At 56.5% G+C, this 26,010-nt stretch carries 33 protein-coding genes and 2 pseudogenes; 2 read left to right on the top strand and 33 right to left on the bottom strand.

All coding sequences use genetic code 11. The features are described 5' to 3' along the window. Positions 1 to 98: 98 nt before the first annotated feature. Together PSH84_RS25385 and PSH84_RS25390 are read right to left on the bottom strand one after the other, a co-directional pair. Positions 99 to 2,483 (bottom strand): glycoside hydrolase family 31 protein, encoded by a 2,385-nt coding sequence (locus tag PSH84_RS25385; RefSeq protein WP_305481976.1) that lies wholly within the window; start codon positions 2,481 to 2,483, stop codon positions 99 to 101. Further along, positions 2,480 to 3,796: an MFS transporter gene (locus PSH84_RS25390; RefSeq protein ID WP_122566152.1), complete on the bottom strand. Its 1,317-nt coding sequence runs from the start codon at positions 3,794 to 3,796 to the stop codon at positions 2,480 to 2,482. The genes PSH84_RS25385 and PSH84_RS25390 overlap by 4 nt, the downstream gene beginning before the upstream one ends. Before the next feature lie 209 nt (positions 3,797 to 4,005). On the opposite strand from PSH84_RS25390, the gene PSH84_RS25395 reads away from it, so the two are divergent. Next, a complete protein-coding gene (locus PSH84_RS25395; RefSeq protein WP_305481977.1) occupies positions 4,006 to 5,073 on the top strand; it encodes a LacI family DNA-binding transcriptional regulator in 1,068 nt (355 codons plus the stop codon). A gap of 200 nt (positions 5,074 to 5,273) precedes the next feature. On the opposite strand, the gene PSH84_RS25400 is transcribed toward PSH84_RS25395, so the two are convergent. Further along, the gene (locus PSH84_RS25400) at positions 5,274 to 5,801 is read right to left on the bottom strand and encodes a single-stranded DNA-binding protein (protein WP_305481978.1); all 528 of its coding nucleotides are present in this window, start codon (positions 5,799 to 5,801) and stop codon (positions 5,274 to 5,276) included. A 9-nt stretch (positions 5,802 to 5,810) separates the two neighbouring features. Then, on the bottom strand, positions 5,811 to 7,208 hold the full coding sequence (locus PSH84_RS25405) for an MFS transporter (RefSeq protein ID WP_122566149.1): 1,398 nt from the start codon (positions 7,206 to 7,208) through the stop codon (positions 5,811 to 5,813). 179 nt (positions 7,209 to 7,387) lie between these two features. Here PSH84_RS25405 and uvrA point away from each other — a divergent pair. Beyond that, positions 7,388 to 10,223 (top strand): annotated as a pseudogene (uvrA, locus tag PSH84_RS25410) (excinuclease ABC subunit UvrA). A gap of 161 nt (positions 10,224 to 10,384) precedes the next feature. On the opposite strand, the gene bfr reads toward uvrA, so the two are convergent. From bfr to rplC, 29 genes and pseudogenes are all read right to left on the bottom strand, one after another. Further along, the gene (bfr, locus tag PSH84_RS25415; RefSeq protein ID WP_014340470.1) at positions 10,385 to 10,849 is read right to left on the bottom strand and encodes a bacterioferritin; all 465 of its coding nucleotides are present in this window, start codon (positions 10,847 to 10,849) and stop codon (positions 10,385 to 10,387) included. Positions 10,850 to 11,007: 158 nt separating this feature from the next. Then, positions 11,008 to 12,457, bottom strand: a pseudogene (locus PSH84_RS25420) (catalase). A gap of 223 nt (positions 12,458 to 12,680) precedes the next feature. Continuing rightward, complete coding sequence (gene rplQ / locus PSH84_RS25425; protein WP_003186009.1) at positions 12,681 to 13,067, bottom strand: 50S ribosomal protein L17; 387 nt, start codon at positions 13,065 to 13,067, stop codon at positions 12,681 to 12,683. A gap of 42 nt (positions 13,068 to 13,109) precedes the next feature. Then, positions 13,110 to 14,111 (bottom strand): DNA-directed RNA polymerase subunit alpha, encoded by a 1,002-nt coding sequence (locus PSH84_RS25430; RefSeq protein ID WP_003186012.1) that lies wholly within the window; start codon positions 14,109 to 14,111, stop codon positions 13,110 to 13,112. 22 nt (positions 14,112 to 14,133) lie between these two features. Continuing rightward, positions 14,134 to 14,754 carry a 30S ribosomal protein S4 gene (gene rpsD / locus PSH84_RS25435; protein WP_003176404.1) on the bottom strand — a complete coding sequence of 207 codons (621 nt, stop codon included), beginning with the start codon at positions 14,752 to 14,754 and terminating at the stop codon, positions 14,134 to 14,136. Between the two features lie 18 nt (positions 14,755 to 14,772). Then, positions 14,773 to 15,162, bottom strand: coding sequence for a 30S ribosomal protein S11 (gene rpsK / locus PSH84_RS25440; protein WP_002555466.1), 390 nt, complete (start codon positions 15,160 to 15,162; stop codon positions 14,773 to 14,775). Positions 15,163 to 15,192: 30 nt separating this feature from the next. Continuing rightward, entirely contained in the window at positions 15,193 to 15,549 is a 357-nt protein-coding gene (rpsM, locus tag PSH84_RS25445) for a 30S ribosomal protein S13 (protein WP_003186020.1), read from the bottom strand. A 130-nt stretch (positions 15,550 to 15,679) separates the two neighbouring features. Continuing rightward, on the bottom strand, positions 15,680 to 15,796 hold the full coding sequence (gene rpmJ, locus PSH84_RS25450; protein ID WP_002555468.1) for a 50S ribosomal protein L36: 117 nt from the start codon (positions 15,794 to 15,796) through the stop codon (positions 15,680 to 15,682). A gap of 30 nt (positions 15,797 to 15,826) precedes the next feature. Next, positions 15,827 to 17,155 carry a preprotein translocase subunit SecY gene (gene secY, locus PSH84_RS25455; RefSeq protein WP_305481979.1) on the bottom strand — a complete coding sequence of 443 codons (1,329 nt, stop codon included), beginning with the start codon at positions 17,153 to 17,155 and terminating at the stop codon, positions 15,827 to 15,829. Then, complete coding sequence (rplO, locus tag PSH84_RS25460; protein ID WP_305468658.1) at positions 17,156 to 17,593, bottom strand: 50S ribosomal protein L15; 438 nt, start codon at positions 17,591 to 17,593, stop codon at positions 17,156 to 17,158. Between the two features lie 3 nt (positions 17,594 to 17,596). Next, positions 17,597 to 17,773, bottom strand: coding sequence for a 50S ribosomal protein L30 (gene rpmD, locus PSH84_RS25465; protein WP_003186033.1), 177 nt, complete (start codon positions 17,771 to 17,773; stop codon positions 17,597 to 17,599). Positions 17,774 to 17,775: 2 nt separating this feature from the next. Then, positions 17,776 to 18,276, bottom strand: coding sequence for a 30S ribosomal protein S5 (gene rpsE / locus PSH84_RS25470; RefSeq protein WP_003186035.1), 501 nt, complete (start codon positions 18,274 to 18,276; stop codon positions 17,776 to 17,778). 3 nt (positions 18,277 to 18,279) lie between these two features. Beyond that, the gene (gene rplR / locus PSH84_RS25475) at positions 18,280 to 18,630 is read right to left on the bottom strand and encodes a 50S ribosomal protein L18 (RefSeq protein ID WP_003186037.1); all 351 of its coding nucleotides are present in this window, start codon (positions 18,628 to 18,630) and stop codon (positions 18,280 to 18,282) included. Positions 18,631 to 18,640: 10 nt separating this feature from the next. Then, the gene (gene rplF, locus PSH84_RS25480; RefSeq protein ID WP_003186039.1) at positions 18,641 to 19,174 is read right to left on the bottom strand and encodes a 50S ribosomal protein L6; all 534 of its coding nucleotides are present in this window, start codon (positions 19,172 to 19,174) and stop codon (positions 18,641 to 18,643) included. A gap of 12 nt (positions 19,175 to 19,186) precedes the next feature. Next, positions 19,187 to 19,579, bottom strand: a complete 393-nt coding sequence (gene rpsH, locus PSH84_RS25485; RefSeq protein WP_003186040.1) for a 30S ribosomal protein S8 — start codon at positions 19,577 to 19,579, stop codon at positions 19,187 to 19,189. A gap of 210 nt (positions 19,580 to 19,789) precedes the next feature. Beyond that, positions 19,790 to 20,095, bottom strand: coding sequence for a 30S ribosomal protein S14 (gene rpsN, locus PSH84_RS25490; RefSeq protein ID WP_003186042.1), 306 nt, complete (start codon positions 20,093 to 20,095; stop codon positions 19,790 to 19,792). A 13-nt stretch (positions 20,096 to 20,108) separates the two neighbouring features. Continuing rightward, entirely contained in the window at positions 20,109 to 20,648 is a 540-nt protein-coding gene (rplE, locus tag PSH84_RS25495; RefSeq protein WP_003186044.1) for a 50S ribosomal protein L5, read from the bottom strand. A 20-nt stretch (positions 20,649 to 20,668) separates the two neighbouring features. Then, positions 20,669 to 20,983: a 50S ribosomal protein L24 gene (rplX, locus tag PSH84_RS25500; protein WP_003186046.1), complete on the bottom strand. Its 315-nt coding sequence runs from the start codon at positions 20,981 to 20,983 to the stop codon at positions 20,669 to 20,671. 11 nt (positions 20,984 to 20,994) lie between these two features. Next, a complete protein-coding gene (rplN, locus tag PSH84_RS25505) occupies positions 20,995 to 21,363 on the bottom strand; it encodes a 50S ribosomal protein L14 (RefSeq protein ID WP_002555479.1) in 369 nt (122 codons plus the stop codon). 23 nt (positions 21,364 to 21,386) lie between these two features. Then, positions 21,387 to 21,653: a 30S ribosomal protein S17 gene (rpsQ, locus tag PSH84_RS25510; protein WP_003194644.1), complete on the bottom strand. Its 267-nt coding sequence runs from the start codon at positions 21,651 to 21,653 to the stop codon at positions 21,387 to 21,389. Positions 21,654 to 21,655: 2 nt separating this feature from the next. Next, entirely contained in the window at positions 21,656 to 21,847 is a 192-nt protein-coding gene (gene rpmC, locus PSH84_RS25515; RefSeq protein ID WP_002555481.1) for a 50S ribosomal protein L29, read from the bottom strand. Continuing rightward, positions 21,847 to 22,260 carry a 50S ribosomal protein L16 gene (rplP, locus tag PSH84_RS25520; RefSeq protein ID WP_003186052.1) on the bottom strand — a complete coding sequence of 138 codons (414 nt, stop codon included), beginning with the start codon at positions 22,258 to 22,260 and terminating at the stop codon, positions 21,847 to 21,849. The genes rpmC and rplP overlap by 1 nt, the downstream gene beginning before the upstream one ends. 12 nt (positions 22,261 to 22,272) lie before the next feature. Beyond that, complete coding sequence (gene rpsC / locus PSH84_RS25525) at positions 22,273 to 22,959, bottom strand: 30S ribosomal protein S3 (protein WP_003176422.1); 687 nt, start codon at positions 22,957 to 22,959, stop codon at positions 22,273 to 22,275. 13 nt (positions 22,960 to 22,972) lie between these two features. Next, positions 22,973 to 23,305 carry a 50S ribosomal protein L22 gene (gene rplV / locus PSH84_RS25530; protein ID WP_003103908.1) on the bottom strand — a complete coding sequence of 111 codons (333 nt, stop codon included), beginning with the start codon at positions 23,303 to 23,305 and terminating at the stop codon, positions 22,973 to 22,975. A gap of 11 nt (positions 23,306 to 23,316) precedes the next feature. Next, a complete protein-coding gene (gene rpsS / locus PSH84_RS25535) occupies positions 23,317 to 23,592 on the bottom strand; it encodes a 30S ribosomal protein S19 (protein WP_002555486.1) in 276 nt (91 codons plus the stop codon). Positions 23,593 to 23,608: 16 nt separating this feature from the next. Then, the gene (rplB, locus tag PSH84_RS25540; RefSeq protein ID WP_003186055.1) at positions 23,609 to 24,433 is read right to left on the bottom strand and encodes a 50S ribosomal protein L2; all 825 of its coding nucleotides are present in this window, start codon (positions 24,431 to 24,433) and stop codon (positions 23,609 to 23,611) included. Between the two features lie 14 nt (positions 24,434 to 24,447). Further along, entirely contained in the window at positions 24,448 to 24,747 is a 300-nt protein-coding gene (gene rplW / locus PSH84_RS25545; RefSeq protein ID WP_002555488.1) for a 50S ribosomal protein L23, read from the bottom strand. Next, complete coding sequence (gene rplD, locus PSH84_RS25550) at positions 24,744 to 25,346, bottom strand: 50S ribosomal protein L4 (protein WP_003186057.1); 603 nt, start codon at positions 25,344 to 25,346, stop codon at positions 24,744 to 24,746. Before rplD ends, rplW begins: the two co-directional genes overlap by 4 nt. Before the next feature lie 12 nt (positions 25,347 to 25,358). Continuing rightward, the gene (gene rplC / locus PSH84_RS25555) at positions 25,359 to 25,994 is read right to left on the bottom strand and encodes a 50S ribosomal protein L3 (RefSeq protein ID WP_003186059.1); all 636 of its coding nucleotides are present in this window, start codon (positions 25,992 to 25,994) and stop codon (positions 25,359 to 25,361) included. Positions 25,995 to 26,010: the final 16 nt, after the last annotated feature.

The raw sequence follows: 26,010 nt of genomic DNA on the forward strand, positions 1-26,010 counted from the left end.
AGGGAAACTCGTATGCACGGTTCCTAGGAGATATGAAAGCCTCCGATGCCCCTTGGATTTGCCCTCCCGAACTGGGAGGGCAAAGATTTCTCAGGTGATCAATGAAGTTCATGCTCCGCAATGTCGGCCAATTTTAAAGCCCAGCCGCTATGGCCGTTGATTCGCAGGGTTCTCGCGTCCGCTCCCTTCAAGGACACCTCGAGCTGCTCCCACGCCGGACAAAAATCCCCCGTTTTAGAGATCTTCAAATCAATGAAGTCCAGACCATATTCAATGGTCCATCTGATCTCCAGGCTATTGCCGTTTTTCCAGCCATGACTGATGCCGTCATCTTCAAATAACACGCCGCTGGAGGTGCCTGAAGGTGCAGGAAAAATCACCAGCTCGCGACGTCGATCAAGCGAGGGATCGTTAAGCTTGTGGCACTCACCGGTCGCTATCGCAGCGCCCCCTCGCACTAACAATGGCAAACGTTCCAAAGGCGCATCCAGCGAAACGTACTGGCCGCCTTCGTACCAGTCACCGGTGTGCCAGTCGCACCATCCGGTCGTGTTCAGGGGTAGCCACACCTCGCGCTCGCGTGCGCCCTCCTCTACAACGCTGGCGACGAGAACGTCTCGACCCAGAAGGAACTCGTCGTTTTCCTTGAACGTTTGAAGGTCGTGCTCGTGGTCAAGAAACGTAGGTCGCAAAATGGGCTCATCTTCGTGACTGGCTTGCCACAGCAAGGTATAGAAATAAGGCATCAACCTATATCTGAGGCCAATAGCGTCACGGACCGCATCGGTGACCGTTGGATGCATCCATGGCTCATTGACGGTGCCATCGTCGTTCCAGGAGTGAATGGTGAAGCGCGGGTGCATCACACCATTCTGGACCCAACGGACAAACAGCTCGGGATCCGGTTTATTACCGGAGAACCCACCCACGTCGTGCCCCACGTTGTACAACCCCGACAGGCTCATGCCCAGGCCCATGCGGGTGTTGTAGCGAAGAGTTTTCCAGTTGGTTCGGTTATCACCGCTCCAGGTCTGAACATAGCGCTGCATGCCAGCGCAACCTGAGCGTGAGATGAGGTAGGGCCGCTCTGACGGGCAGAAGCGCTGTTGGGCCTCTAAAGACGCTCTCATCATCAGCAATGCCATGACGGGCCGGATATGTTTGATTGCTATCTCGCGCCCAAAGCCTTGGCAGCGCGCCTCGCCGTCCCACACTTCGAATTCATTGTTATCGTTCCATGTAGATTCAATGCCCAGTTCCAAAAGCTGTGACGTGACATTTGACTGCCACCAACTGACAGCGTCCGGGTTGGTGAAGTCCAGATGAGAGCCCTCATCGTCCCAGAAGACCGACCGCTCTGGCCTGTCGTGTTCAGAGTCGGTAATGAACATCTTTTGCTTGGCCACCTCGGCGTAGCGCGGGTGGTCCTGCAGCAGACAAGGCTTTATGTTGGCAATCAGTCTGACGCCGGCCTCTCGGTAGGCCTGGGCCAGCGCCTTGGGGTCCGGGACTTTTTCATGGTTCCAGTTGAACACATAGCGCTTTTCGCCAATGGAGGTGTACCCGGATGACAGTTGAAAAGAGTCACAAGGAATATCGTGCTGACGGCACAGATCAAGAAACTCCAGCAACTGTTCCTGGGCATTTTCAGCGTCGGTGTAATGCATGGTTGAGCCGCTGTAGCCCAGGCTCCATTTAGGCAGAAACAAGGTGCGTCCGGTCAGACGGACGAAAGCCTTCGTCACATCCAGTATGCGCGGGCCTGCAAGTACCCAGTAATCGAGGTCGCCGGCCTCCGCTTTGTACCGACGATAGGGCCGGTGATAGTTATCCAGCTCGTTACCCAGATCAAACAGGCTGGTGTTCAGGTTGTCATAAAACATCCCGAAGCTGGCGTGTTCCTGGTGCGTGATGACAAAGGGAATATGCTTGTACAGCGGGTCGGTGCTCGCAGCGTCATATCCCATTGCGTCCAGGTTACGCATTTCAAAACGTCTGCCGGTGCGGTTCAGATCGCCGGTTTTTTCGCCGAGCCCGTAGTAGCGATGTTCAGGCGCGCGAAGCTGGTAATGCTCCAGGCCTTCACCATGAGCGTCAAGCGAATAGGCACCGGTGGGCCGATCCGAGACCAACGGCCTCCAGGCCTGGCCATCATGGTATTCCCACTGTAACCACAGCGGCTGATGCACAGTGATGCGTAGTTTTTGGGTGGTGAGCACCAACCGGTCCTGAAGCGTTTCGACCCGGTACGCGGGCAAAGAGAAATCCGCTACCGACTCGCGGGCCCGGCCCTGCCAGGCGACGTCCTCCCGGGGCGCAATGCTCCAGGTCCGATCCAGTGCCAACGCGCCTGCACGCATAAGCAGAACACGCGCCAAACCGTCTTCAAGGATATAGATTCGAAATAGATGCCGGCCCTCAACCAGCAGCTCGATGTAGCCTTTTTCCTGGGCCTGTAACGTCCAGACTTTAAGTGACTTCATTGTGCACGCACCGCTTTAGGTTTGGACGCTCTGTCTGCGATAAACAAAATCATGAAAAACGCACCTATAAAATCAAAGAGCCCCATTGCAATGAACAATGGGTTGAATCCTATTTTGTCCACGCTGACACCGATGATCAGCGAGAAAATAAAGCTGGCAATCCACGCGCATGAGCCTCGCATTCCGTTCACAGTCGCCAACTCATCCCGATCGAACGTTTCGACGACCAGTGCACTTAACATGCAGGAAATAATCTGGTGGCCAAAACCGCCGACTGAAATAAGCGCAATCGCAACATAAGGGTCTTGCACCTGTGTCATCACGGCTAACGAAAACATCAGGAAGGCGCCGGTGATTGAACTGGCGACGATCGAGTTCACCCGGGTGCATTTGAAAAAACGATGGTAAGCGCGTGATAGATAACCGCTGGCGATACTGCCCAGATCCGCCGCCAGAAACGGAACCCAGGCAAACAGTACGATTTGCTTAAGGTCCATTCCTCTTTCGTTGGCCAGATACAGCGGCACCCAAAAACTCATGACGGCCCATGCTGGTTCTGCCATGAAGGCGGGAAGCGCGATACCGTAAAATCGCTTGTCCCGGCCAATCTTTTTCAACGCTTTAAAGAACGGCATCTGCTGGCCGATTTTTTCGCCGTCTTGTTGGATGTGCTTCAACTCATTGGGCGACAAGCGCGGGTGGATATTGGGGGCGTGGTAGAGCCATCCCCAGACGGCAGCCCATACCAGTCCGATCCCCCCGGAGATTAGAAATGCGCCCTGCCAGCCCAGCGATACATGAGCCAGATAGATGATGGGAGGGGCGAGCATCGCCCCCAAAGAAAAGCCAACCCCCGCCCAGCCCGCGGCGATAGGTCGTTCTTTTTTTGGAAACCAGTCCCCTATCGCCTTGGCATTGGCGGGTGTCGCCGCAGCCTCCGAAGCGCCCATAAAAAAACGCAGAATCGCCAGATGCACCCAACTCGCAGCCCCAGCATGAAGAAGGCACATCACTGACCATACGACGGCGCATATCACGAAGCCGAGCTTGAGCCCGATCGCATCGATCAACCACCCGCAGATGGGTTGGAAAACCGTATAAGCCAGTTGGAAAGAGGCGACCACCCACGAGTATTGTTCAGTCGACATGCTGAACGTGGTTTTCAGTTCCGGGGCCAAGATGCCTAATGAGTTGCGGGTTATATAGTTGACAGTGACGCCGAGCAAAAACAGGGAAAGCATCCACCAACGCAGATGCGGGATGAATTTTAGCTTGGCCGAAAGTCGAGCATTGCGTTCGATATCGATAGTCATCAAGTTCGCCTGTCACCGGATTTTCCGGCGTTTTGTTTTTATTTGAGGCTTGACGCTATGGCACCTGCTCATGATTCGTACAGAAGCAAGCGTGTATAAATTTACATTCTTCTCTACCGCAGCTTGGCAGAAACCCAAGAACGCTAGGATTGTGGGCCTTTTTCTGCTATGAAAGTTTTTACATAAATTGTCTCAATGGATAAGCCGCGGTGGGGAAATTACACATTGCTGAAATCGCGGCACAGACTGGCCTGTCCATCGCAACGGTGTCGCGGGTGCTTGCTGGCAAATCAAATACACGCCCGGCCACGAGAGAAAAAGTCTTAGCGGCGGCTCGTCAGCAGGGCGTAATGGAAAGCCTCGCCAACGGTCGTTTCCTGCTCAACGGGCTGACCATCTTCGCGCCCTCGCGGGCCTTCAACGTACGCTCTGATATCTTCTACTACAAAGTGATCCAGGGCATCACGCAGGCGGTCGCGCAACATGATGTTCGAGTCCGCTACTGCGAGCTTGAAGAGGTCGATAGCGACGCATTACTGTTTTTGGAAAAGATGAACCAGAAGGACACGGGTGCGGCGATCCTGATTGGTATTGATGATCCGCACATACACCAACTTGCCGCCGACCTCAGCAAGCCGACGGTGCTGATCAACTGCATTGATCGCAGCATGCGCCTGCCCTCGATATCGCCCGACCACTTTTTAATCGGTCATTATTCGATAAATTATCTGTTTCAGATGGGGCACCGAAATGTACTGACCCTCCAGTGCCTCAGGCGGTACACGATGGACCTGCGGATACGTGGAATTCGTGATGCATGGAAGGAGCAGAATCTCGAATTTGTCGAAGCAAGACACCTAATGGTTTGCGAGGGTTTCGGCAGTGCTGAATCTGAAGCGCGGATAGCGGCCTTCATCGAAAACTGCGCACCTGACGACCGACCAACTGCCATCCTGGCCGGGGGTGACTTTATGGCAGCCGGGGCAGTTAAAGCGCTCCAGAATGCCGGCTTGAGGGTTCCTCACGATGTTTCAGTGATGAGCATGGACGGGTTCAACCTGGCGGACATCAACGATATACCGCTCACCACGCTTCACGTGCCCCGCGATGAGTTAGGCGCAGAAGCGATAAGGGTATTGAGACAACAGCTTTTCGAACCGCGATCTCCTCGTGGCAATCTTCTTCTCGGCGGGCAACTCATCACCGGCAGCTCAGTACGACGCATCAAGCACAGCGCCAAGCAAACGCCGGTCTATCAGAAGATTATTTATGACTAATCAATTCGCGGCATAGTCCGTTAATCCGCGCTGCTCATCACCTGGGTCCATCTCGCGATATCTCGGCTTTATACAGGGCGAAAAAAACCCTCCTGGCTTTGCAGCGAAGAGGGCTTTTATCGAACTTTAAAGTATCAGCGAGTGAGGTGCCTCATCGACTAAAACGCCTCATGCGCCGTTACCACTGGATCTTATGCAGATCAGAACGGGATATCGTCGTCGAAGCTGTCAAAATCCGGAGCCGGCTGCGGCGCGGCCTGCTGTGGAGCCGCCGGGCGCTCGCGCTGTGGCTGTGGCTGTGGGGCCGACTGCTGCGGACGAGGAGCCTGCTGACGCGGGGCCGACTGCTGGTAGTTGTTGCCACCTTGCTGCTGGTCGCCCTGAGGACGGCCACCCAGCAATTGCATGGTGCCTTGCATGTCGACCACGATTTCGGTGGTGTAGCGCTTGATGCCGTCTTTTTCCCACTCGCGGGTCTGCAGCTTGCCTTCGATGTACACCTGCGAACCCTTGCGCAGGTATTCGCCGGCAATCTCGGCCACCTTGCCGAACATCGACACGCGGTGCCATTCGGTCTTCTCGACCTTCTGGCCGGTCTGCTTGTCGGTCCACTGCTCGCTGGTCGCCAGACTCAGGTTGGTCACGGCGTTGCCGTTCGGCAGGTAGCGAACTTCGGGATCCTGGCCGCAAGTACCGACCAATATGACTTTGTTAACCCCACGGGCCATAACGTTCTCCTAGGCTTCGCACGTGGTCGGGGCCGGGTTGTTCACCAGGCGCTCGAGCGTCGCGCGATCCAATAATTCGGTGTCCAGTTTGATATAAACGGCCGCTTCGTCGGCGACCACCACTGCATCGGTTACTCCAACGACGGCCTTCAGACGCTCGGTCAGGCCAGCCTCACGAATCGCCTCGGGCGATAAGGGCAAGCGCAGGCTCGTCACATAGGGAGGTTCGCGCATGGTAACAGCAAAGGCTAACCAAAGTGCAGCCAGCGCGGCACATCCCAGGAACACAACCGACAAACCGCCATGCTGGAACAGCCAGCCGCCGAGGATCCCGCCCAACGCCGAGCCCAGGAACTGGCTGGTGGAGTAGACCCCCATCGCCGTGCCCTTGCCGCCCGCCGGCGAAACCTTGCTGATCAGCGATGGCAGCGATGCTTCCAGCAGATTGAACGCGGTGAAGAACACCACCGTGCCGATCACCAGGGCCCGCAGGCTATCGCCGAACTGCCAGAAGAATAGCTCAGTGAGCATCAGCGTCACGACGGCGCCGAGCAAAACTCGTTTCATTTTGCGTCGTTTCTCGCCATAGATAATGAAAGGAATCATGGCGAAGAACGAAATCAGCAGCGCGGTCAAATAGACCCACCAGTGCTGTTCCTTGGGCAGGCCGGCCTTCTCGACCAAGGCCAGCGGCAAGGCCACGAAGCTGGACATCAGCATGGCGTGGAGCACGAAAATACCCAAGTCCAGGCGCAACAGGTCCGGGTGCTTGAGCGTCGGGATCAATGCCTGGCGCGCCACCCCGGATTCCCGGTGCTGCAACGGCCCGGTGGCGTGCGGCACCATGAACGCCACGATCAGGATCCCCACAAGCGCCATGGCACCGGTCGCCAGGAACAGGCCGGACAAGCCAAAGGCCCGGGTCAGCAAGGGACCGACCACCATGGCCACGGCGAACGACAGACCGATGGTCATGCCGATCATGGCCATGGCCTTGGTCCGATGCTGTTCGCGGGTCAAGTCTGACAGCAGCGCCATGACGGCCGCGGAAATAGCCCCGGCGCCCTGTAGGATGCGTCCGGCGATCACACCCCAAATCGAGTCGGCATTGGCCGCCAGCACGCTGCCGAGGGCGAAGACGATCAACCCCAGGTAGATCACCGGACGCCGGCCGATGCGGTCGGAAATGACCCCGAACGGAATTTGGAAAATCGCCTGGGTCAGGCCGTAAGCGCCAATCGCCAAGCCGATGAGGGCCGGGGTCGCGCCCGCCAGGTCCATGCCATAGGTCGCCAGCACCGGCAACACCATGAACATGCCCAGCATACGGAAGGCGAACACCAGGGCCAGACCGCTTGCTGCGCGTGTCTCACCACGACTCATGCGTTCGCTGTGGGGATCTTGCATGGAAAAACCTCATGTGAACCGGCGGCGATTCTACCAGTCCCATCGATTGAGAGGGTATATGGCGACCGTTTGCCGCGCAGTCTTCATGTATGGCTGCAATCGCGCCTGCAATAGTGTGCATCCATCCAGTATTTGCCCGTATACTCCTACGTTTTCGACGCCCGCCGAGCGAGGCCACTTTGGACAAGATCCTGATTCGTGGGGCCCGTACCCACAACCTGAAGAACATCGACCTGACCCTGCCACGGGACAAGCTGATCGTCATCACCGGCCTGTCCGGATCCGGCAAATCATCCCTGGCCTTCGACACGTTGTACGCCGAAGGCCAGCGACGCTATGTCGAGTCGCTGTCGGCCTACGCCCGGCAGTTCCTGTCGATGATGGAAAAACCCGACGTCGACACCATCGAAGGCCTGTCGCCGGCCATTTCCATCGAACAGAAGTCGACCTCCCATAACCCCCGGTCGACGGTCGGCACCATCACCGAGATCTACGACTACCTGCGCCTGCTGTATGCACGGGTGGGTATCCCCCGCTGCCCCGACCACGACATTCCCCTGGAAGCCCAGACCGTCAGCCAGATGGTCGACCTGGTGCTGGCCCTGCCCGAAGGCAGCAAGCTGATGCTGCTGGCGCCGGTGATTCGCGAGCGCAAGGGCGAACACCTGATGGTCTTCGAAGAACTGCGCGCCCAGGGCTTCGTGCGGGCCCGGGTCAACGGCAAGCTGTGCGAGCTGGACGAACTGCCGAAGCTGGATAAACAGAAGAAGCATTCGATCGATGTCGTGGTCGACCGCTTCAAGGTCCGCGCCGACTTGCAACAGCGGCTGGCAGAATCCTTCGAGACCGCGCTGAAACTGGCCGATGGCATCGCCCTGGTCGCCCCGATGGACGACGAGCCCGGCGAAGAGATTATTTTCTCCGCACGCTTCGCTTGCCCGATCTGCGGCCATGCCATCAGCGAGCTGGAACCCAAGCTGTTCTCCTTCAACAACCCGGCCGGCGCCTGCCCGACCTGCGACGGCTTGGGGGTCAAGCAGTTCTTTGACACCAAGCGGTTGGTCAATGGCGAGCTGACCCTGGCCGAAGGGGCGATTCGTGGCTGGGACAGGCGTAACGTCTATTACTTCCAGATGCTCGGTTCGCTGGCGGCTCATTACAAGTTCAGCCTGGACAAGCCATTCAACGAGTTGCCCGCCGACCAGCAGAAATTCATCCTGCACGGCAGCGGCTCGCAGAACGTCGACTTCAAATACCTCAACGACCGTGGCGATATCGTCAAGCGCTCCCACCCGTTCGAAGGCATCGTGCCGAACCTGGAGCGACGCTACCGCGAGACCGAGTCGGCCAGCGTGCGCGAAGAACTGGCCAAGTTCCTCAGCACCCAGCCCTGCCCCGATTGCCGTGGCACCCGACTACGTCGCGAAGCGCGGCATGTGTGGGTCGGCGAGAAGACGCTGCCGGCGGTGACCAACCTGCCGATTGGCGACGCCACCGATTACTTCGGCGGCTTGAAGCTCACCGGTCGGCGTGGCGAAATCGCCGACAAGATTCTCAAGGAAATCCGCGAGCGCCTGCAGTTCCTGGTGAACGTCGGCCTGGACTACCTGACCCTCGATCGCAGCGCAGATACCTTGTCCGGCGGCGAGGCCCAGCGTATCCGCCTCGCCAGCCAGATCGGCGCCGGTCTGGTGGGGGTGATGTACATCCTCGACGAGCCGTCCATCGGCTTGCACCAGCGGGATAACGATCGCCTGCTCGGGACCCTGAAACACCTGCGGGACATCGGCAACACGGTGATCGTGGTCGAGCACGACGAGGATGCCATCCGCCTGGCCGACTACGTGGTGGATATCGGTCCCGGCGCGGGCGTGCATGGCGGGCATATCGTTGCTCAGGGCACGGCCGCCGAAGTCATGGCGCACCCCGACTCGCTAACGGGCAAATACTTGTCGGGCCGGGTCAAGATCAAGGTCCCGGCCAAGCGTACGCCGCGCAACAAAAAGCTGTCGCTGACCCTCAAGGGCGCTCGCGGCAACAACCTGCGCAACGTCGACCTGGAAATCCCCATCGGCCTGCTGACCTGCGTTACCGGTGTATCCGGCTCCGGCAAGTCGACGCTGATCAACAACACCCTGTTCCCCCTCAGCGCCACGGCCCTGAACGGCGCCACCACCCTGGAAGCCGCCGCTCACGACAGCATCAAGGGCCTGGAGCACCTGGACAAGGTGGTCGACATCGACCAAAGCCCGATTGGCCGTACACCGCGCTCCAACCCGGCGACCTATACCGGGCTGTTCACACCGATCCGCGAGTTGTTCGCCGGCGTGCCGGAGTCGCGTTCACGGGGTTATGGCCCGGGGCGTTTCTCGTTCAACGTCAAGGGTGGGCGCTGCGAGGCTTGCCAGGGCGACGGCCTGATCAAGGTGGAAATGCACTTCCTGCCCGACATCTACGTGCCGTGCGATGTGTGCAAGAGCAAGCGCTACAACCGCGAAACCCTGGAGATCAAATACAAGGGCAAGAACATCCATGAAACCCTCGAGATGACCATCGAAGAGGCCCGGGCGTTCTTCGACGCGGTGCCGGCCCTGGCGCGCAAGCTCCAGACGCTGATGGATGTCGGCCTGTCGTACATCAAGCTGGGGCAGTCGGCAACCACGCTGTCCGGTGGTGAAGCCCAGCGGGTCAAGCTGTCCGCGCGAGCTGTCCAAGCGCGACACCGGCAAGACCCTGTATATCCTCGACGAGCCGACCACCGGCCTGCACTTCGCCGATATCCAGCAATTGCTCGACGTGCTGCATCGCCTTCGCGACCACGGCAACACCGTGGTGGTGATCGAACATAACCTGGACGTGATCAAGACCGCGGACTGGTTGGTAGACCTGGGGCCGGAAGGCGGTTCCAAGGGTGGCCAGATCATTGCCGTGGGTACGCCGGAACAAGTGGCCGAGATGAAGCAGTCCTACACCGGTTACTACCTCAAGCCGCTGCTGGAGCGTGATCGGGACTGATTCCACCCGAGCACGAAAAAGCCCCTGTCATCTCATCGATGGCAGGGGCTTTTTGTTTGTTTCCCTGTGGGAGCGAGCTTGCTCGCGATCAGTATGTCAGCCACATTTCTGCTGACTGACCCACCGCTATCGCGAGCAAGCTCGCTCCCACAATGAGTGCGTCAGAACTGCGATTGCAGGTAGTTCTCCAACCCGATCAGCTTGATCAGACCCAACTGCTTCTCCAGCCAGTAGGTGTGGTCTTCTTCGGTGTCGTTGAGCTGGATCCGCAAAATCTCGCGGGTCACGTAGTCGTTGTGCTGCTCGCAGAGCTCAATGCCTTTGCACAGCGCGGCGCGAACTTTGTATTCCAAGCGCAGGTCAGCGGCCAACATATCGGGCACGGTGGTCCCGACATCCAGGTCATCGGCGCGCATGCGTGGCGTGCCTTCGAGCATCAGGATCCGGCGCATCAGTGCATCGGCGTGCTGGGTCTCTTCTTCCATCTCGTGGTTGATACGTTCGTAGAGCTCGGTAAAACCCCAATCCTCGTACATCCGCGAATGGATGAAATATTGATCACGGGCTGCCAGCTCGCCGGTCAGCAACGTGTTGAGGTAATCGATTACGTCTGGGTGACCTTGCATCGCCCTACATCTCCACAAGCTTTTAAAGGTTGTAGTTTGAACCAAGCTGACCGCAAGGTCACGGCCTCAACGCAATAAAAGCGAAGAAAATCCGAGAAAACCAAGCTAAATAACGCAAAAACCGCCCTAATGAGGGCGGTTCTGCTTCTCGTTTAGACTTAGTTAAGCGCTACGCCCAAGGCTTTTGCGATGCCTTCTCCGTAGGCGACATCTGCCTTGAAGAAATGCTGCAATTGACGGTCAACCACATCCGCCGACACACCGCTCATCGCCCCTGCGATGTTGTTGATCAGCAGGGCTTTCTGCTCATCGCTCATCAAGCGGAACAACGCACCGGCGTGGCTGTAGTAGTCGGTGTCTTCGCGATGGTCGTAACGGTCCGCCGCGCCACTGAGGGCCAGTGCCGGCTCCGCATAACGCGGGGCCTGCTTCGGCGCTTCCACATAGCTATTAGGCTCGTAGTTCGGTGCCGCCCCGCCATTGCTGCCAAACGCCATGGCGCCGTCGCGCTGGTAAGTGTTAACCGGGCTACGTGGCGCATTCACCGGCAATTGCTGGTGATTGGTGCCCACACGGTAGCGGTGCGCATCGGCGTAGGCGAAGACGCGCCCCTGCAGCATGCGATCCGGTGAGAGGCCAACCCCTGGCACCATGTTGCTCGGGCCAAACGCCGCCTGCTCGACTTCAGCGAAGTAGTTCAACGGGTTGCGGTTGAGCTCGAGCACACCCACTTCGATCAACGGAAACTCTTTCTGCGACCAAGTCTTGGTCACGTCGAACGGATTCTCGTAATGAGCCGCAGCCTGGGCTTCGCTCATGATCTGGATGCAGACGCGCCATTTCGGGAAGTCACCGCGCTCGATGGCCTCGAACAAGTCACGCTGGGCGTAATCCGGGTCGGTACCCGCCAGACGTGCCGCTTCTGCCGGCGCGAGGTTCTTGATGCCTTGCAGGGTCTTGTAGTGCCACTTCACCCAATGCCGCTCACCCTGTGCGTTGATCAGGCTGTAGGTGTGGCTGCCAAAGCCGTGCATGTGGCGATAGCCATCTGGAATGCCACGATCAGAGAACAGAATGGTGACTTGGTGCAGCGCCTCAGGCGAATACGACCAGAAAATCCCACATCGCCTGGGCACTTTTCAGGTTGCTTTGCGGCAGACGCTTCTGGGTATGGATGAAGTCTGGAAATTTCAACGGATCGCGGATGAAGAAAACCGGCGTGTTGTTGCCGACGATGTCCCAGTTACCTTCCTCGGTGTAGAACTTCAGGGCAAAACCGCGTGGATCGCGTTCAGTGTCGGCCGAACCACGCTCGCCACCCACGGTGGAAAACCGCAGGAAGGTCGGTGTCTGCTTGCCGACCGACTCGAACAACTTGGCGCTGGTGTATTGGGTGATGTCCTGGGTGACGGTAAAGGTGCCGTAGGCCCCCGACCCTTTGGCGTGCACGCGACGCTCGGGGATGTTCTCGCGGTTGAAGTGAGCAAGCTTTTCGATCAGGTGAAAATCGTCGAGCAGCAGCGGGCCGCGCGGGCCGGCGGAACGAGAGTTCTGGTTATCGGCGACTGGAGCGCCGCTGGCGGTCGTAAGCGTTTTGATCTGGCTCATGCGCAATCTTCCTAGGTCGGTCTTCAAACTGCCGGCTAATCGGCTGGAAAGGAGTATCGATCATGTTAATGACAGTATCCAAATTCATTAAATCATGGACATCGATAGTCATTATCTAATGATGAAGACTTGCCGATAGCCGAGCCAGGCGAAACGGCCTAAGTACTTTTCAGCAGGCAACAAAAAACCGGGCACAAGGCCCGGTTTTTTGTTTGTTGCCGACTTACTCAGCGGATACAGCTTCACCGCTGGTAGCACGATCAACCAACTCGACGTACGCCATAGGCGCGTTGTCGCCAGCGCGGAAACCGCACTTGAGGATGCGCAGGTAGCCACCCTCACGGGTAGCGTAACGCTTGCCCAGGTCGTTGAAGAGCTTACCAACGATAGCTTTCGAACGAGTACGGTCGAAAGCCAGACGGCGGTTAGCCAGGCTATCTGTCTTGGCCAGAGTGATCAGCGGCTCAGCAACGCGACGCAGTTCTTTGGCTTTCGGCAGTGTAGTTTTGATCAGCTCGTGCTCGAACAGCGACACCGCCATGTTTTGGAACATGGCCTTGCGGTGCGAGCTGGTGCGGCTCAGGTGACGACCACTTTTACGATGACGCATGGTTCATTCCTTACCAAACACAACGTTCGGTGATTACGACGATCAGGCAGTCGCCTTGTCGTCCTTCTTAAGACTTGCAGGCGGCCAGTTGTCGAGGCGCATGCCGAGGGACAGACCGCGGGAGGCCAGAACGTCCTTGATTTCAGTCAAGGATTTCTTGCCAAGGTTCGGAGTCTTCAACAGCTCTACTTCGGTACGCTGAATCAGGTCGCCGATGTAGTAGATGTTTTCCGCCTTAAGGCAGTTAGCCGAACGTACAGTCAGTTCCAGATCGTCAACCGGGCGAAGCAGGATCGGATCGATCTCGTCTTCCTGCTCGACAACCACTGGCTCACTGTCACCCTTGAGGTCGACGAACGCAGCCAACTGCTGTTGCAGAATGGTTGCAGCACGGCGGATAGCCTCTTCAGGATCCAGGGTACCGTTGGTTTCCAGATCAATAACCAGCTTGTCCAGGTTGGTACGCTGTTCGACACGGGCGTTTTCCACCACGTATGCGATACGGCGAACTGGGCTGAACGAAGAGTCAAGCTGCAAGCGACCGATGCTGCGGCTTTCGTCTTCATCGCTCTGACGCGAGTCTGCCGGTTCATAACCACGACCACGAGCTACGGTGAGCTTCATGTTCAGGGCGCCGTTAGACGCCAGGTTAGCGATTACGTGATCGGGGTTAACGATCTCGACATCATGATCCAGCTGAATATCGGCAGCGGTAACCACCCCCGAACCCTTCTTCGACAAGGTCAGCGTAACTTCGTCACGACCGTGCAGCTTGATAGCCAGACCTTTCAGGTTCAACAGGATTTCAATTACGTCTTCCTGTACACCTTCGATGGCGCTGTACTCGTGGAGCACACCGTCAATCTCGGCCTCGACTACTGCACAGCCGGGCATTGAGGACAACAGGATGCGGCGCAGCGCGTTGCCCAGGGTGTGGCCGAAACCACGCTCGAGAGGCTCGAGAGTGATCTTGGCGCGGGTTGGACTGACAACCTGCACATCAATATGGCGGGGTGTCAGGAACTCATTTACCGAAATCTGCATGGATGCACCTATTTTCTAGCCCTTACTTGGAGTAGAGCTCGACAATCAGGCTTTCGTTGATGTCGGCGGACAGATCACTGCGAGCAGGAACGTTCTTGAAAACGCCCGACTTCTTCTCAGTGTCTACTTCTACCCATTCTACGCGGCCACGTTGGGCACACAGATCGAGAGCTTGGACAATGCGAAGTTGGTTCTTTGCTTTCTCGCGAACAGCAACCACGTCACCAGCACGAACCTGGTAGGACGGAACGTTTACGGTCTGACCGTTAACGCTGATCGACTTGTGCGATACCAGCTGACGGGATTCGGCACGAGTAGAACCGAAACCCATACGGTATACAACGTTGTCCAGACGGCATTCGAGCAGTTGCAACAGGTTTTCGCCGGTTGCGCCTTTCTTGCCAGCAGCTTCTTTGTAGTAGCCGCTGAATTGACGCTCGAGAACGCCGTAGATACGACGGACCTTCTGCTTTTCACGCAGTTGGGTGCCGTAATCGGACTGGCGACCGCGGCGTTGGCCGTGGATACCAGGTGCTGCTTCAATGTTGCACTTCGATTCGATCGCGCGCACGCCGCTCTTCAGAAAAAGATCGGTGCCTTCGCGACGAGCGAGTTTGCATTTTGGACCAATGTAACGAGCCATTCTTTACAATCTCCTGGATTACACGCGGCGCTTCTTCGGCGGACGGCACCCGTTGTGCGGGATTGGCGTCACGTCGGTGATGCTGGCGATCTTGTAGCCACAGCCGTTCAAAGCGCGGACTGCGGATTCACGACCTGGACCTGGACCTTTGACGTTGACGTCGAGGTTTTTCAGGCCATATTCCAGCGCAGCTTGACCAGCACGCTCAGCAGCTACTTGAGCAGCGAACGGGGTGGACTTGCGGGAACCGCGGAAACCCGAACCACCGGAGGTAGCCCAGGAAAGAGCGTTACCTTGACGGTCGGTAATGGTCACGATGGTGTTGTTAAAAGAAGCATGGATGTGGGCGATGCCATCAACCACTGTCTTTTTAACTTTTTTACGAGGACGAGCAGCAGGTTTTGCCATGATTAAATTCCTGTCGATTCGCTGGGGCGATTACTTGCGGATCGGCTTACGCGGACCTTTACGGGTACGCGCGTTGGTCTTGGTACGCTGACCGCGTACTGGCAGACCACGACGATGACGCAGACCGCGATAGCAACCGAGGTCCATCAAGCGCTTGATTTTCATGTTGATTTCGCGACGCAGGTCACCTTCAGTGGTGAACTTCGCCACTTCGCCACGCAGCTGTTCAATCTGCTCGTCGCTCAGATCTTTGATCTTTGCCGCTGGGTTGACCCCAGTCACTGCACAAATTTTCTGTGCAGTAGTGCGACCAACACCATAGATGTAGGTCAGCGAGATAACAGTATGCTTGTTATCTGGAATGTTGACGCCTGCAATACGGGCCATTCAGTGGGACTCCAATTGACAGCTACCTACGCCCCGGAAGCCAAGAAATAGGGCGCGAGATAATATCGCTGTAATAACAAATAATCAACCCGGCAGCGCACTAGCTGCCGGGCTTAAAGCACAATCACACTCAGCCTTGGCGCTGTTTGTGACGCGGTTCCGCGCTGCAAATTACCCGAACAACACCTTCGCGGCGAATAATCTTGCAGTTACGGCACAGCTTTTTCACCGATGCACGAACTTTCATCACCAACTCCTCGAACCTTATGGACGCTACTCAGCGCAACATGCCGCTGCCGTAGCCCTTCAGGTTGGCTTTCTTCATCAGGGATTCGTACTGGTGCGAAACGAGGTGCGATTGTACTTGGGACATGAAGTCCATCACAACCACGACCACGATCAGCAACGAGGTCCCGCCAAGGTAGAACGGTACGTTTGCCGCAACCACCAGGAACGGGGGAAGCAAGCAGACGGCCGTCATGTAAAGAGCACCGAACAAGGTCAAACGAGTCAGAACGCCATCAATGTAGCGCGCCGACTGCTCACCTGGACGGATGCCCGGAATAAAGGCACCGGACTTCTTCAGGTTTTCCGCTACGTCTTTCGGATTGAACATCAACGCCGTATAGAAGAAGCAGAAGAAAATAATCCCTGCACTAAACAGCAGAATATTCAACGGCTGACCAGGAGCGATCGACTGCGAGATGTCCTGCAACCAGCCCATACCTTCAGACTGGCCGAACCAGGCACCCAACGAAGCCGGGAACAGCAAGATGCTGCTCGCGAAAATAGCCGGGATAACGCCGGCCATGTTCACTTTCAACGGCAAGTGGCTGGTCTGCGCAGCAAATACCTTGCGGCCCTGCTGACGCTTGGCGTAGTGAACAGCAATACGACGCTGGCCACGCTCAATGAACACCACGAAACCGATAATCGCTACTGCCAGCAAACCGATGGCAACCAGGGCAAAGATGTTGATATCACCCTGACGCGCAGACTCGAAAGACTGCCCGATCGCTCTCGGAAGACCGGCGACGATACCTGCGAAGATCAACATCGAGATACCGTTGCCAACACCACGCTCAGTAATCTGCTCACCCAGCCACATCATGAACATCGCACCCGCCACAAAAGTGGTTACCGCGACGAAATGGAAGCCAAAGTCACCAGTGAACGCTACGCCCTGCCCCGCCAAGCCGATGGACATGCCAACAGCTTGAACAAGAGCGAGGACGACAGTGAGGTAGCGGGTGTACTGGCTGATCTTGCGACGGCCAGCTTCACCTTCCTTCTTCAACTGCTCCAGCTGCGGGCTGACAGCGGACATCAATTGCATGATGATCGATGCCGAAATGTACGGCATGATCCCCAGTGCAAAGATGCTCATCCGCTCCAGCGCGCCGCCGGAAAACATGTTGAACAAGCTAAGAATGGTCCCCTCATTCTGTCGAAACAGGTCCGCGAGTCGGTCCGGGTTGATACCTGGAACCGGGATGTGTGCGCCTATTCGGTAGACGATAATCGCCAGGAACAGAAAACGCAGACGAGCCCAGAGTTCAGACATACCGCCTTTGCCGAGCGCAGAGAGAGCACCTTGCTTAGCCATTTATTCCTCGAACTTGCCGCCAGCTGCTTCGATAGCCGCACGCGCACCTTTGGTGGCGCCGATTCCCTTTCCGATGGTGACAGCACGAGCAACTTCGCCCGACAGCATGATTTTCACACGCTGAACGCTCTGGTTGATCACGTTGGCATCCTTCAGGGACTGCACGGTGACGATGTCGCCGTCCACTTTGGCCAGCTCGGACAGACGCACTTCTGCGCGGTCCATGGCTTTCAGGGAAACGAAACCGAACTTCGGCAGGCGACGATGCAGCGGCTGTTGACCGCCTTCAAAGCCTGGAGCAATGGTGCCACCGGAGCGGGAGGTCTGACCTTTGTGGCCACGGCCACCGGTCTTGCCCAAACCACTACCGATACCACGGCCCGGACGATGCTTTTCGCGACGGGAACCCGGCGCTGGACTCAGATCATTGAGTTTCATCGATTAACCCTCGACACGCAGCATGTAGTAAGCCTTGTTGATCATCCCGCGATTTTCGGGAGTATCCAGGACTTCTACAGTGTGACCGATGCGACGCAGACCCAGACCCTTAACGCACAGTTTGTGGTTAGGGATGCGGCCGGTCATGCTTTTGATCAGCGTAACTTTTACGGTAGCCATGATCAGAAGATCTCCTTGACGCTTTTGCCACGCTTGGCGGCAATGGATTCAGGAGACTGCATTGCTTTCAAACCCTTGAAAGTGGCGTGAACCACGTTTACTGGGTTAGTCGAGCCATAGCACTTGGCCAGAACGTTCTGAACGCCAGCAACTTCGAGGACAGCACGCATAGCGCCGCCAGCGATGATACCGGTACCTTCAGAAGCAGGCTGCATGTACACCTTCGAAGCGCCATGGGCGGACTTCATTGCGTACTGCAGAGTGGTGCCGTTCAGATCAACCTGGATCATGTTGCGGCGAGCAGCTTCCATTGCCTTCTGGATCGCAGCAGGCACTTCACGCGACTTGCCACGGCCGAAGCCAACACGGCCTTTACCATCACCCACTACGGTCAACGCAGTGAAAGTGAAGATACGGCCGCCTTTAACGGTTTTGGCTACGCGGTTAACTTGAACCAGCTTCTCGATGTAGCCTTCGTCGCGCTTTTGGTCGTTATTTGACATAACTTAGAACTCCAGCCCAGCTTCACGAGCAGCATCAGCCAGCGCCTTGACGCGGCCGTGGTACTTGAAGCCAGAGCGGTCGAAAGCCACCTGCGAGACGCCAGCGGCTTTAGCACGCGTAGCGACCAGCTGGCCAACCTTAGTGGCCGCGTCGATGTTGCCAGTGGCGCCATCACGCAGTTCTTTATCCAAAGTCGAGGCACTTGCCAGGACTTTGTTGCCGTCGGCCGAAATGACCTGGGCGTAGATGTGCTGCGACGAGCGGAACACGCAGAGACGCACGACTTCGAGTTCGTGCATTTTCAGGCGTGCTTTGCGAGCGCGACGCAGTCGAGTAACTTTTTTGTCGGTCATTTGCTATGCCCTACTTCTTCTTGGCTTCTTTACGACGGACGACTTCGTCCGCGTAGCGCACACCTTTGCCTTTGTACGGCTCTGGTGGACGGAAGTCGCGGATCTCGGCGGCCACTTGACCTACCAGCTGCTTGTCGATGCCCTTGATCAGGATATCGGTCTGGCTAGGAGTCTCAGCGGTGATGCCTTCCGGCAGTTCATAATCCACTGGGTGCGAGAAGCCAAGAGCCAGGTTCAGCACTGTGCCTTTTGCTTGCGCTTTATAACCAACACCGACCAGCTGGAGCTTGCGCTCGAAGCCTTGGCTTACGCCTTGGACCATGTTGTTTACCAACGCACGAGTGGTACCAGCCATTGCGCGAGTCTGTTGATCGCCATTGCGAGCAGCGAAACGCAGCTCACCAGCTTCTTCAACGATCTCAACGGACGAATGGATGTTCAGTTGCAGAGTGCCCTTGGCACCCTTCACCGAAAGCTGTTGGCCTGCGAATTTGACTTCGACACCGGCTGGCAGCTTAACGGGGTTCTTAGCGACGCGTGACATGCTTATCCCCCCTTAGAACACAGTGCAAAGAACTTCGCCGCCGACACCGGCAGCGCGCGCAGCACGATCCGTCATCACACCTTTGTTGGTGGAGACGATAGACACACCGAGACCGCCACGAACTTTTGGCAGATCATCGACGGACTTGTACTGACGCAGGCCTGGACGGCTAACGCGCTTCACTTCCTCGATGACCGGACGGCCTTCGAAGTACTTCAGCTCGATGGACAGCAGAGGCTTGATTTCGCTGCTGATCTGATAACCCGCAATGTAACCTTCGTCCTTCAGGACTTTGGCAACAGCTACCTTCAACGTAGAAGATGGCATGCTTACGACGGACTTTTCAGCCATCTGGGCATTACGGATACGAGTTAGCATGTCCGCTAACGGGTCCTGCATACTCATGGGCTAGACGCTCCTAATACACAAAAAATTAGCCTTTCGGCTAGTACGTGTCGCCGAGCGCATCCGTGCAACAAAAACACGGGCTCAGGCGAGCCGGGTATTCTAGACACACCCCACAAATGAATCAAGCCCCAATAGGGGCTTGATTCAAGTTCAAGGTCACCGACGGTCAGGATCTTGCAATCCCGCACGTCGCGACTTTGACAGTGCTTACCAGCTGGCTTTAACCAGACCTGGAACGTCACCACGCATTGCAGCTTGACGCAGCATGTTACGGCCAAGGCCGAACTTGCGGTACACGCCGTGCGGACGACCAGTCAGGCGGCAGCGGTTACGCATGCGCGAGGCGCTTGCGTCACGTGGCTGCTTCTGCAGGGCTACGGTAGCTTCCCAACGCGCTTCTGGACTTGCGTTCAGATCAACGATGATAGCTTTCAGCGCTGCACGCTTGGTGGCGTACTTGGCAACGGTGAGCTGACGCTTCAGCTCACGGTTCTTCATGCTCTTCTTGGCCATTTTCCTACTCCAATCAGTTGCGGAACGGGAATTTGAAAGCGCGCAGCAGTGCGCGACCTTCGTCATCCGTCCGAGCAGTGGTGGTCAGGGTAATGTCCAGACCGCGGAGAGCGTCGATCTTGTCGTAATCGATTTCCGGGAAAATGATCTGCTCTTTAACGCCCATGCTGTAGTTGCCACGACCATCGAAGGACTTGGCATTCAGGCCGCGGAAGTCGCGAACCCGAGGCAGGGAGATCGACAGCAGACGATCCAGGAACTCGTACATACGCTCACGGCGCAGGGTCACTTTGACGCCGATCGGCCAACCTTCACGGACTTTAAAGCCAGCGATGGATTTCCGAGCGTAAGTCACGACGACTTTCTGACCGGTGATCTTTTCCAGGTCAGCAACAGCGTGCTCGATGACTTTTTTGTCACCGATCGCTTCGCCCAGACCCATGTTCAGGGTGATTTTGGTAACGCGCGGAACTTCCATCACGTTCGAAAGCTTAAGTTCTTCCTTAAGTTTCGGTGCGATTTCCTTCCGGTAAATCTCTTTTAGTCGTGCCATGGTCTTCTACCTAGCAGTGTTCAAGCATCAACCGCTTTTTGGGTCGACTTGAAGACACGAATTTTCTTACCGTCTTCTACTTTGAAACCAACGCGGTCAGCCTTGTTGGTTTCGCCGTTGAAGATGGCGACGTTGGAAGCGTGCAGTGGCGCTTCTTTCTCGACGATACCGCCCTGTACGCCCGACATCGGGTTAGGCTTGGTATGACGCTTGACCAGGTTCAGACCACCAACAACCAGACGGTTGTCAGCAAGAACCTTCAGCACCTTACCGCGCTTACCTTTGTCTTTGCCGGCGATCACGATGATCTCGTCGTCACGACGAATCTTTTGCATGTCGGATCTCCTTACAGCACTTCTGGGGCGAGCGAGACGATCTTCATGAACTTCTCAGTACGAAGTTCACGGGTCACTGGCCCAAAGATACGGGTGCCGATCGGCTCTTGCTTGTTGTTCAACAGAACAGCAGCGTTGCCATCAAAGCGGATGATGGAGCCGTCAGCACGACGAACGCCATGGCGGGTGCGGACTACAACAGCAGTCATCACTTGGCCTTTTTTCACCTTACCGCGAGGAATTGCTTCCTTGACGGTAACTTTGATGATGTCACCGATACCAGCGTAACGACGATGGGAGCCACCCAGCACCTTGATGCACATAACACGGCGAGCGCCGCTGTTATCGGCCACATCGAGCATGGATTGAGTCTGAATCATATAATTTCTCCGACCCCTAGCCCTTAGACTTCCACAGCGCGTTCGAGAACATCAACCAGCGCCCAAGACTTGGTCTTGGCCATCGGACGAGTTTCACGAATAGTGACTTTGTCGCCGATGTGGCACTGATTGGTTTCGTCGTGCGCGTGCAGCTTAGTCGAACGCTTAACGTATTTACCGTAGATCGGGTGCTTAACGCGACGCTCGATCAGAACGGTGATGGTTTTGTCCATCTTGTCGCTGACAACACGGCCAGTCAGCGTACGGACAGTTTTTTCGGCTTCAGCCATGATTACTTACCTGCCTGCTGGTTGAGCACAGTTTTCACGCGAGCGATGTCACGCTTAACTTGCGAGAGCAGATGAGACTGCCCCAACTGGCCAGTTGCTTTCTGCATACGCAGATTGAACTGGTCGCGCAGCAGGCCGAGCAGTTGCTCGTTCAGCTGCTGTGCTGATTTTTCACGAAGTTCATTCGCTTTCATCACATCACCGTCCGTTTAACAAAGGAGGTGGCGAGCGGCAGCTTTGCAGCAGCCAGGGCGAAAGCCTCACGCGCCAGCTCTTCAGAAACACCCTCGATTTCATACAGGACTTTGCCTGGCTGAATCTGGGCAACCCAGTACTCCACGTTACCCTTACCTTTACCCATCCGAACTTCGAGTGGCTTCTTGGTGACAGGCTTGTCCGGGAATACACGGATCCAGATCTTGCCGCCACGTTTTACGTGACGGGTCAGAGCACGACGCGCTGACTCGATCTGACGAGCGGTGAGACGACCACGAGCAACAGACTTCAGCGCGAACTCGCCGAAGCTGACTTTGCTACCGCGCAATGCCAGGCCACGGTTGTGGCCGGTCATCTGCTTGCGGAACTTCGTACGCTTTGGTTGCAACATTTGGCGTACCCCTTACTTAGCAGCTTTTTTACGAGGCGCTGGTGCTTGTGGTTTCAGTTCTTCTTGGCGACCACCAATTACTTCGCCTTTGAAGATCCAAACCTTTACACCGATCACACCGTAAGTGGTGTGAGCTTCGTAGTTGGCATAGTCGATGTCGGCACGCAGGGTGTGCAGTGGCACACGACCTTCGCGATACCATTCAGTACGTGCGATTTCAGCACCGCCGAGACGACCGCTCACTTGGATTTTGATGCCTTTGGCACCAATGCGCATGGCGTTCTGTACAGCGCGCTTCATAGCGCGACGGAACATTACGCGACGCTCCAGCTGCTGAGCTACGCTCTGCGCAACCAGCATACCGTCGAGCTCCGGCTTGCGGATCTCTTCGATATTGATGTGCACAGGCACACCCATTTGCTTGGTCAGGTCCTGACGCAGTTTCTCAACATCTTCACCTTTCTTCCCGATAACGATACCTGGACGAGCGGTGTGGATGGTGATACGTGCAGTCTGCGCCGGACGATGGATATCGATACGGCTTACGGACGCGCTTTTTAGTTTGTCTTGGAGATACTCACGCACCTTCAGATCAGCGAACAAGTAGTCCGCATAAGTCCGACCGTCTGCGTACCAGACGGAGGTGTGCTCCTTGACGATTCCCAGGCGAATGCCAATGGGATGTACTTTCTGACCCATCTCTTCGACTCCGTTACTTGTCAGCAACCTTGACAGTGATATGGCAAGACCGCTTGACGATGCGATCAGCACGGCCTTTGGCACGTGGCATGATGCGCTTCAGCGAACGCCCTTCGTTGACGAAAACGGTGCTGACCTTCAGGTCATCAACGTCTGCGCCTTCGTTATGCTCGGCGTTGGCTACGGCCGACTCCAGCACTTTCTTCATGATCTCGGCGGCTTTCTTACTGCTGAAAGCCAACAGGTTGAGCGCTTCGCCCACCTTCTTCCCGCGGATCTGGTCGGCGACCAAGCGGGCTTTCTGGGCGGAGATTCGAGCGCCCGACAACTTAGCGGCTACTTCCATTTCCTAACCCCTTAACGCTTGGCTTTCTTGTCTGCCACGTGCCCGCGATAAGTGCGGGTACCGGCGAACTCGCCCAGTTTGTGGCCGACCATGTCTTCGTTCACGAGAACTGGGACGTGTTGACGACCGTTGTGTACTGCGATGGTCAGACCGACCATTTGTGGCAGGATCATCGAACGACGCGACCAGGTCTTAACTGGTTTGCGATCGTTCTTTTCCGCCGCCACTTCGATCTTCTTCAGTAGGTGAAGATCAATAAAAGGACCTTTTTTCAGAGAACGTGGCACTGTCGTATCCCTCTATTTACTTGCGACGACGGACGATCATTTTGTCGGTACGCTTATTACCACGAGTCTTCGCGCCCTTAGTCGGGAAGCCCCATGGCGATACCGGATGACGACCACCAGAGGTACGACCTTCACCACCACCATGTGGGTGGTCAACCGGGTTCATGGCAACACCACGAACGGTTGGGCGAACGCCACGCCAGCGCTTGGCACCAGCTTTACCCAACGAACGCAGGCTGTGCTCGGAGTTCGAGACTTCGCCCAGGGTCGCACGGCATTCAGCCAGTACCTTACGCATCTCACCAGAACGCAGACGCAGGGTCACGTAGACACCTTCACGAGCGATCAGCTGAGCCGAAGCACCAGCGGAACGAGCGATCTGTGCGCCTTTACCTGGCTTCAATTCGATGCCGTGTACGGTGCTACCAACTGGAATGTTACGCAGTTGCAGAGCGTTGCCCGGCTTGATCGGTGCCAGGGCACCTGCGATCAGCTGGTCGCCAGCACTCACGCCTTTAGGCGCGATGATGTAGCGACGCTCGCCATCTGCGTACAGCAGCAGAGCGATGTGAGCAGTACGGTTTGGATCGTATTCGATACGCTCGACGGTGGCAGCGATGCCATCCTTGTCGTTGCGACGGAAGTCGACCAGACGATAATGCTGCTTATGACCACCACCGATGTGACGAGTGGTAATACGGCCATTGTTGTTACGACCACCAGACTTCGATTTTTTCTCGAGCAGCGGTGCGTGAGGAGCGCCTTTATGCAGCTCCTGGTTGACCACCTTGACCACAAAACGGCGGCCAGGGGAAGTCGGTTTGCATTTAACGATTGCCATGATGCACCCCTTCCTTACTCAGCACTGCTGCTGAAATCGAGATCTTGGCCTGGCTGAAGGGAGATAACTGCCTTCTTCCAGTCATTACGCTTGCCCAGACCGCGAGCAGTGCGCTTGCTTTTACCCAGAACGTTCAGGGTAGTCACGCGCTCTACTTTCACGCTGAACAGGCTTTCGACGGCCTTCTTGATTTCCAGCTTGGTTGCGTCGGTCGCAACCTTGAAAACGAACTGGCCTTTCTTGTCTGCCAGAACCGTAGCCTTCTCGGAAACGTGCGGGCCAAGCAGAACTTTAAATACGCGTTCCTGGTTCATCCCAGCAGCTCCTCGAATTTCTTCACGGCCGACACGGTGATCAACACCTTGTCGTATGCGATCAGACTGACCGGATCGGAACCCTGCACGTCACGAACGTCGACGTGTGGCAGGTTGCGAGCAGCCAGGTACAGGTTCTGATCAACAGCGTCAGACACGATCAGGACGTCAGTCAGGCCCATGCCGTTCAGCTTGTTCAGCAGATCTTTGGTTTTCGGTGCTTCAACAGCGAAGTCCTGAACCACGACCAGACGATCAGTACGCACCAGCTCAGCAAGGATGGAACGCATTGCTGCGCGGTACATCTTCTTGTTCAGCTTCTGGGAGTGATCCTGAGGACGAGCTGCGAAAGTGGTACCGCCGCCACGCCAGATTGGGCTACGGATAGTACCGGCACGAGCACGGCCAGTACCTTTCTGACGCCATGGGCGCTTGCCGCCACCGGAAACGTCGGAACGGGTCTTTTGCTGCTTGCTACCTTGACGGCCGCCGGCCATGTAGGCCACGACTGCTTGGTGAACCAGCGTCTCGTTGAATTCGCCGCCAAATGTCAGTTCGGAAACTTCGATCGCTTGAGCGTCATTTACATTTAATTGCATGTCAGCTTCCCCTTAACCGCGAGCCTTGGCTGCTGGACGTACAACCAAGTTGCCGCCAGTAGCGCCAGGAACAGCGCCCTTGACCAACAACAGATTGCGTTCAGCGTCCACGCGCACTACTTCGAGGGACTGCACGGTCACGCGCTCAGCGCCCATATGACCGGACATTTTTTTGCCCTTGAATACACGACCAGGAGTCTGGCACTGGCCGATAGAGCCTGGAACGCGGTGGGATACGGAGTTACCGTGGGTGTTATCTTGCCCGCGGAAGTTCCAACGCTTGATCGTACCTTGGAAGCCTTTACCCTTGGACTGACCGGTTACATCAACCAGTTGGCCAGCGGCGAAGATTTCAGCGTTGATCAGATCGCCGGCCTGGTACTCGCCTTCTTCAAGACGGAATTCCATTACGGTACGACCAGCGGCAACGTTCGCCTTGGCGAAGTGGCCAGCCTGAGCTGCTGTTACACGCGAAGCACGACGCTCGCCGACAGTGACTTGCACTGCACGATAGCCATCGGTCTCTTCAGTTTTGAACTGGGTGACGCGATTCGGCTCGATCTCAATGACCGTGACCGGAATGGAGACACCTTCTTCGGTGAAAATACGGGTCATACCGCATTTACGACCGACTACACCAATAGTCATGTTGTAAACCTCATGA

Source organism: Pseudomonas beijingensis, assembly GCF_030687295.1.
Lineage (GTDB): Bacteria > Pseudomonadota > Gammaproteobacteria > Pseudomonadales > Pseudomonadaceae > Aquipseudomonas > Aquipseudomonas beijingensis.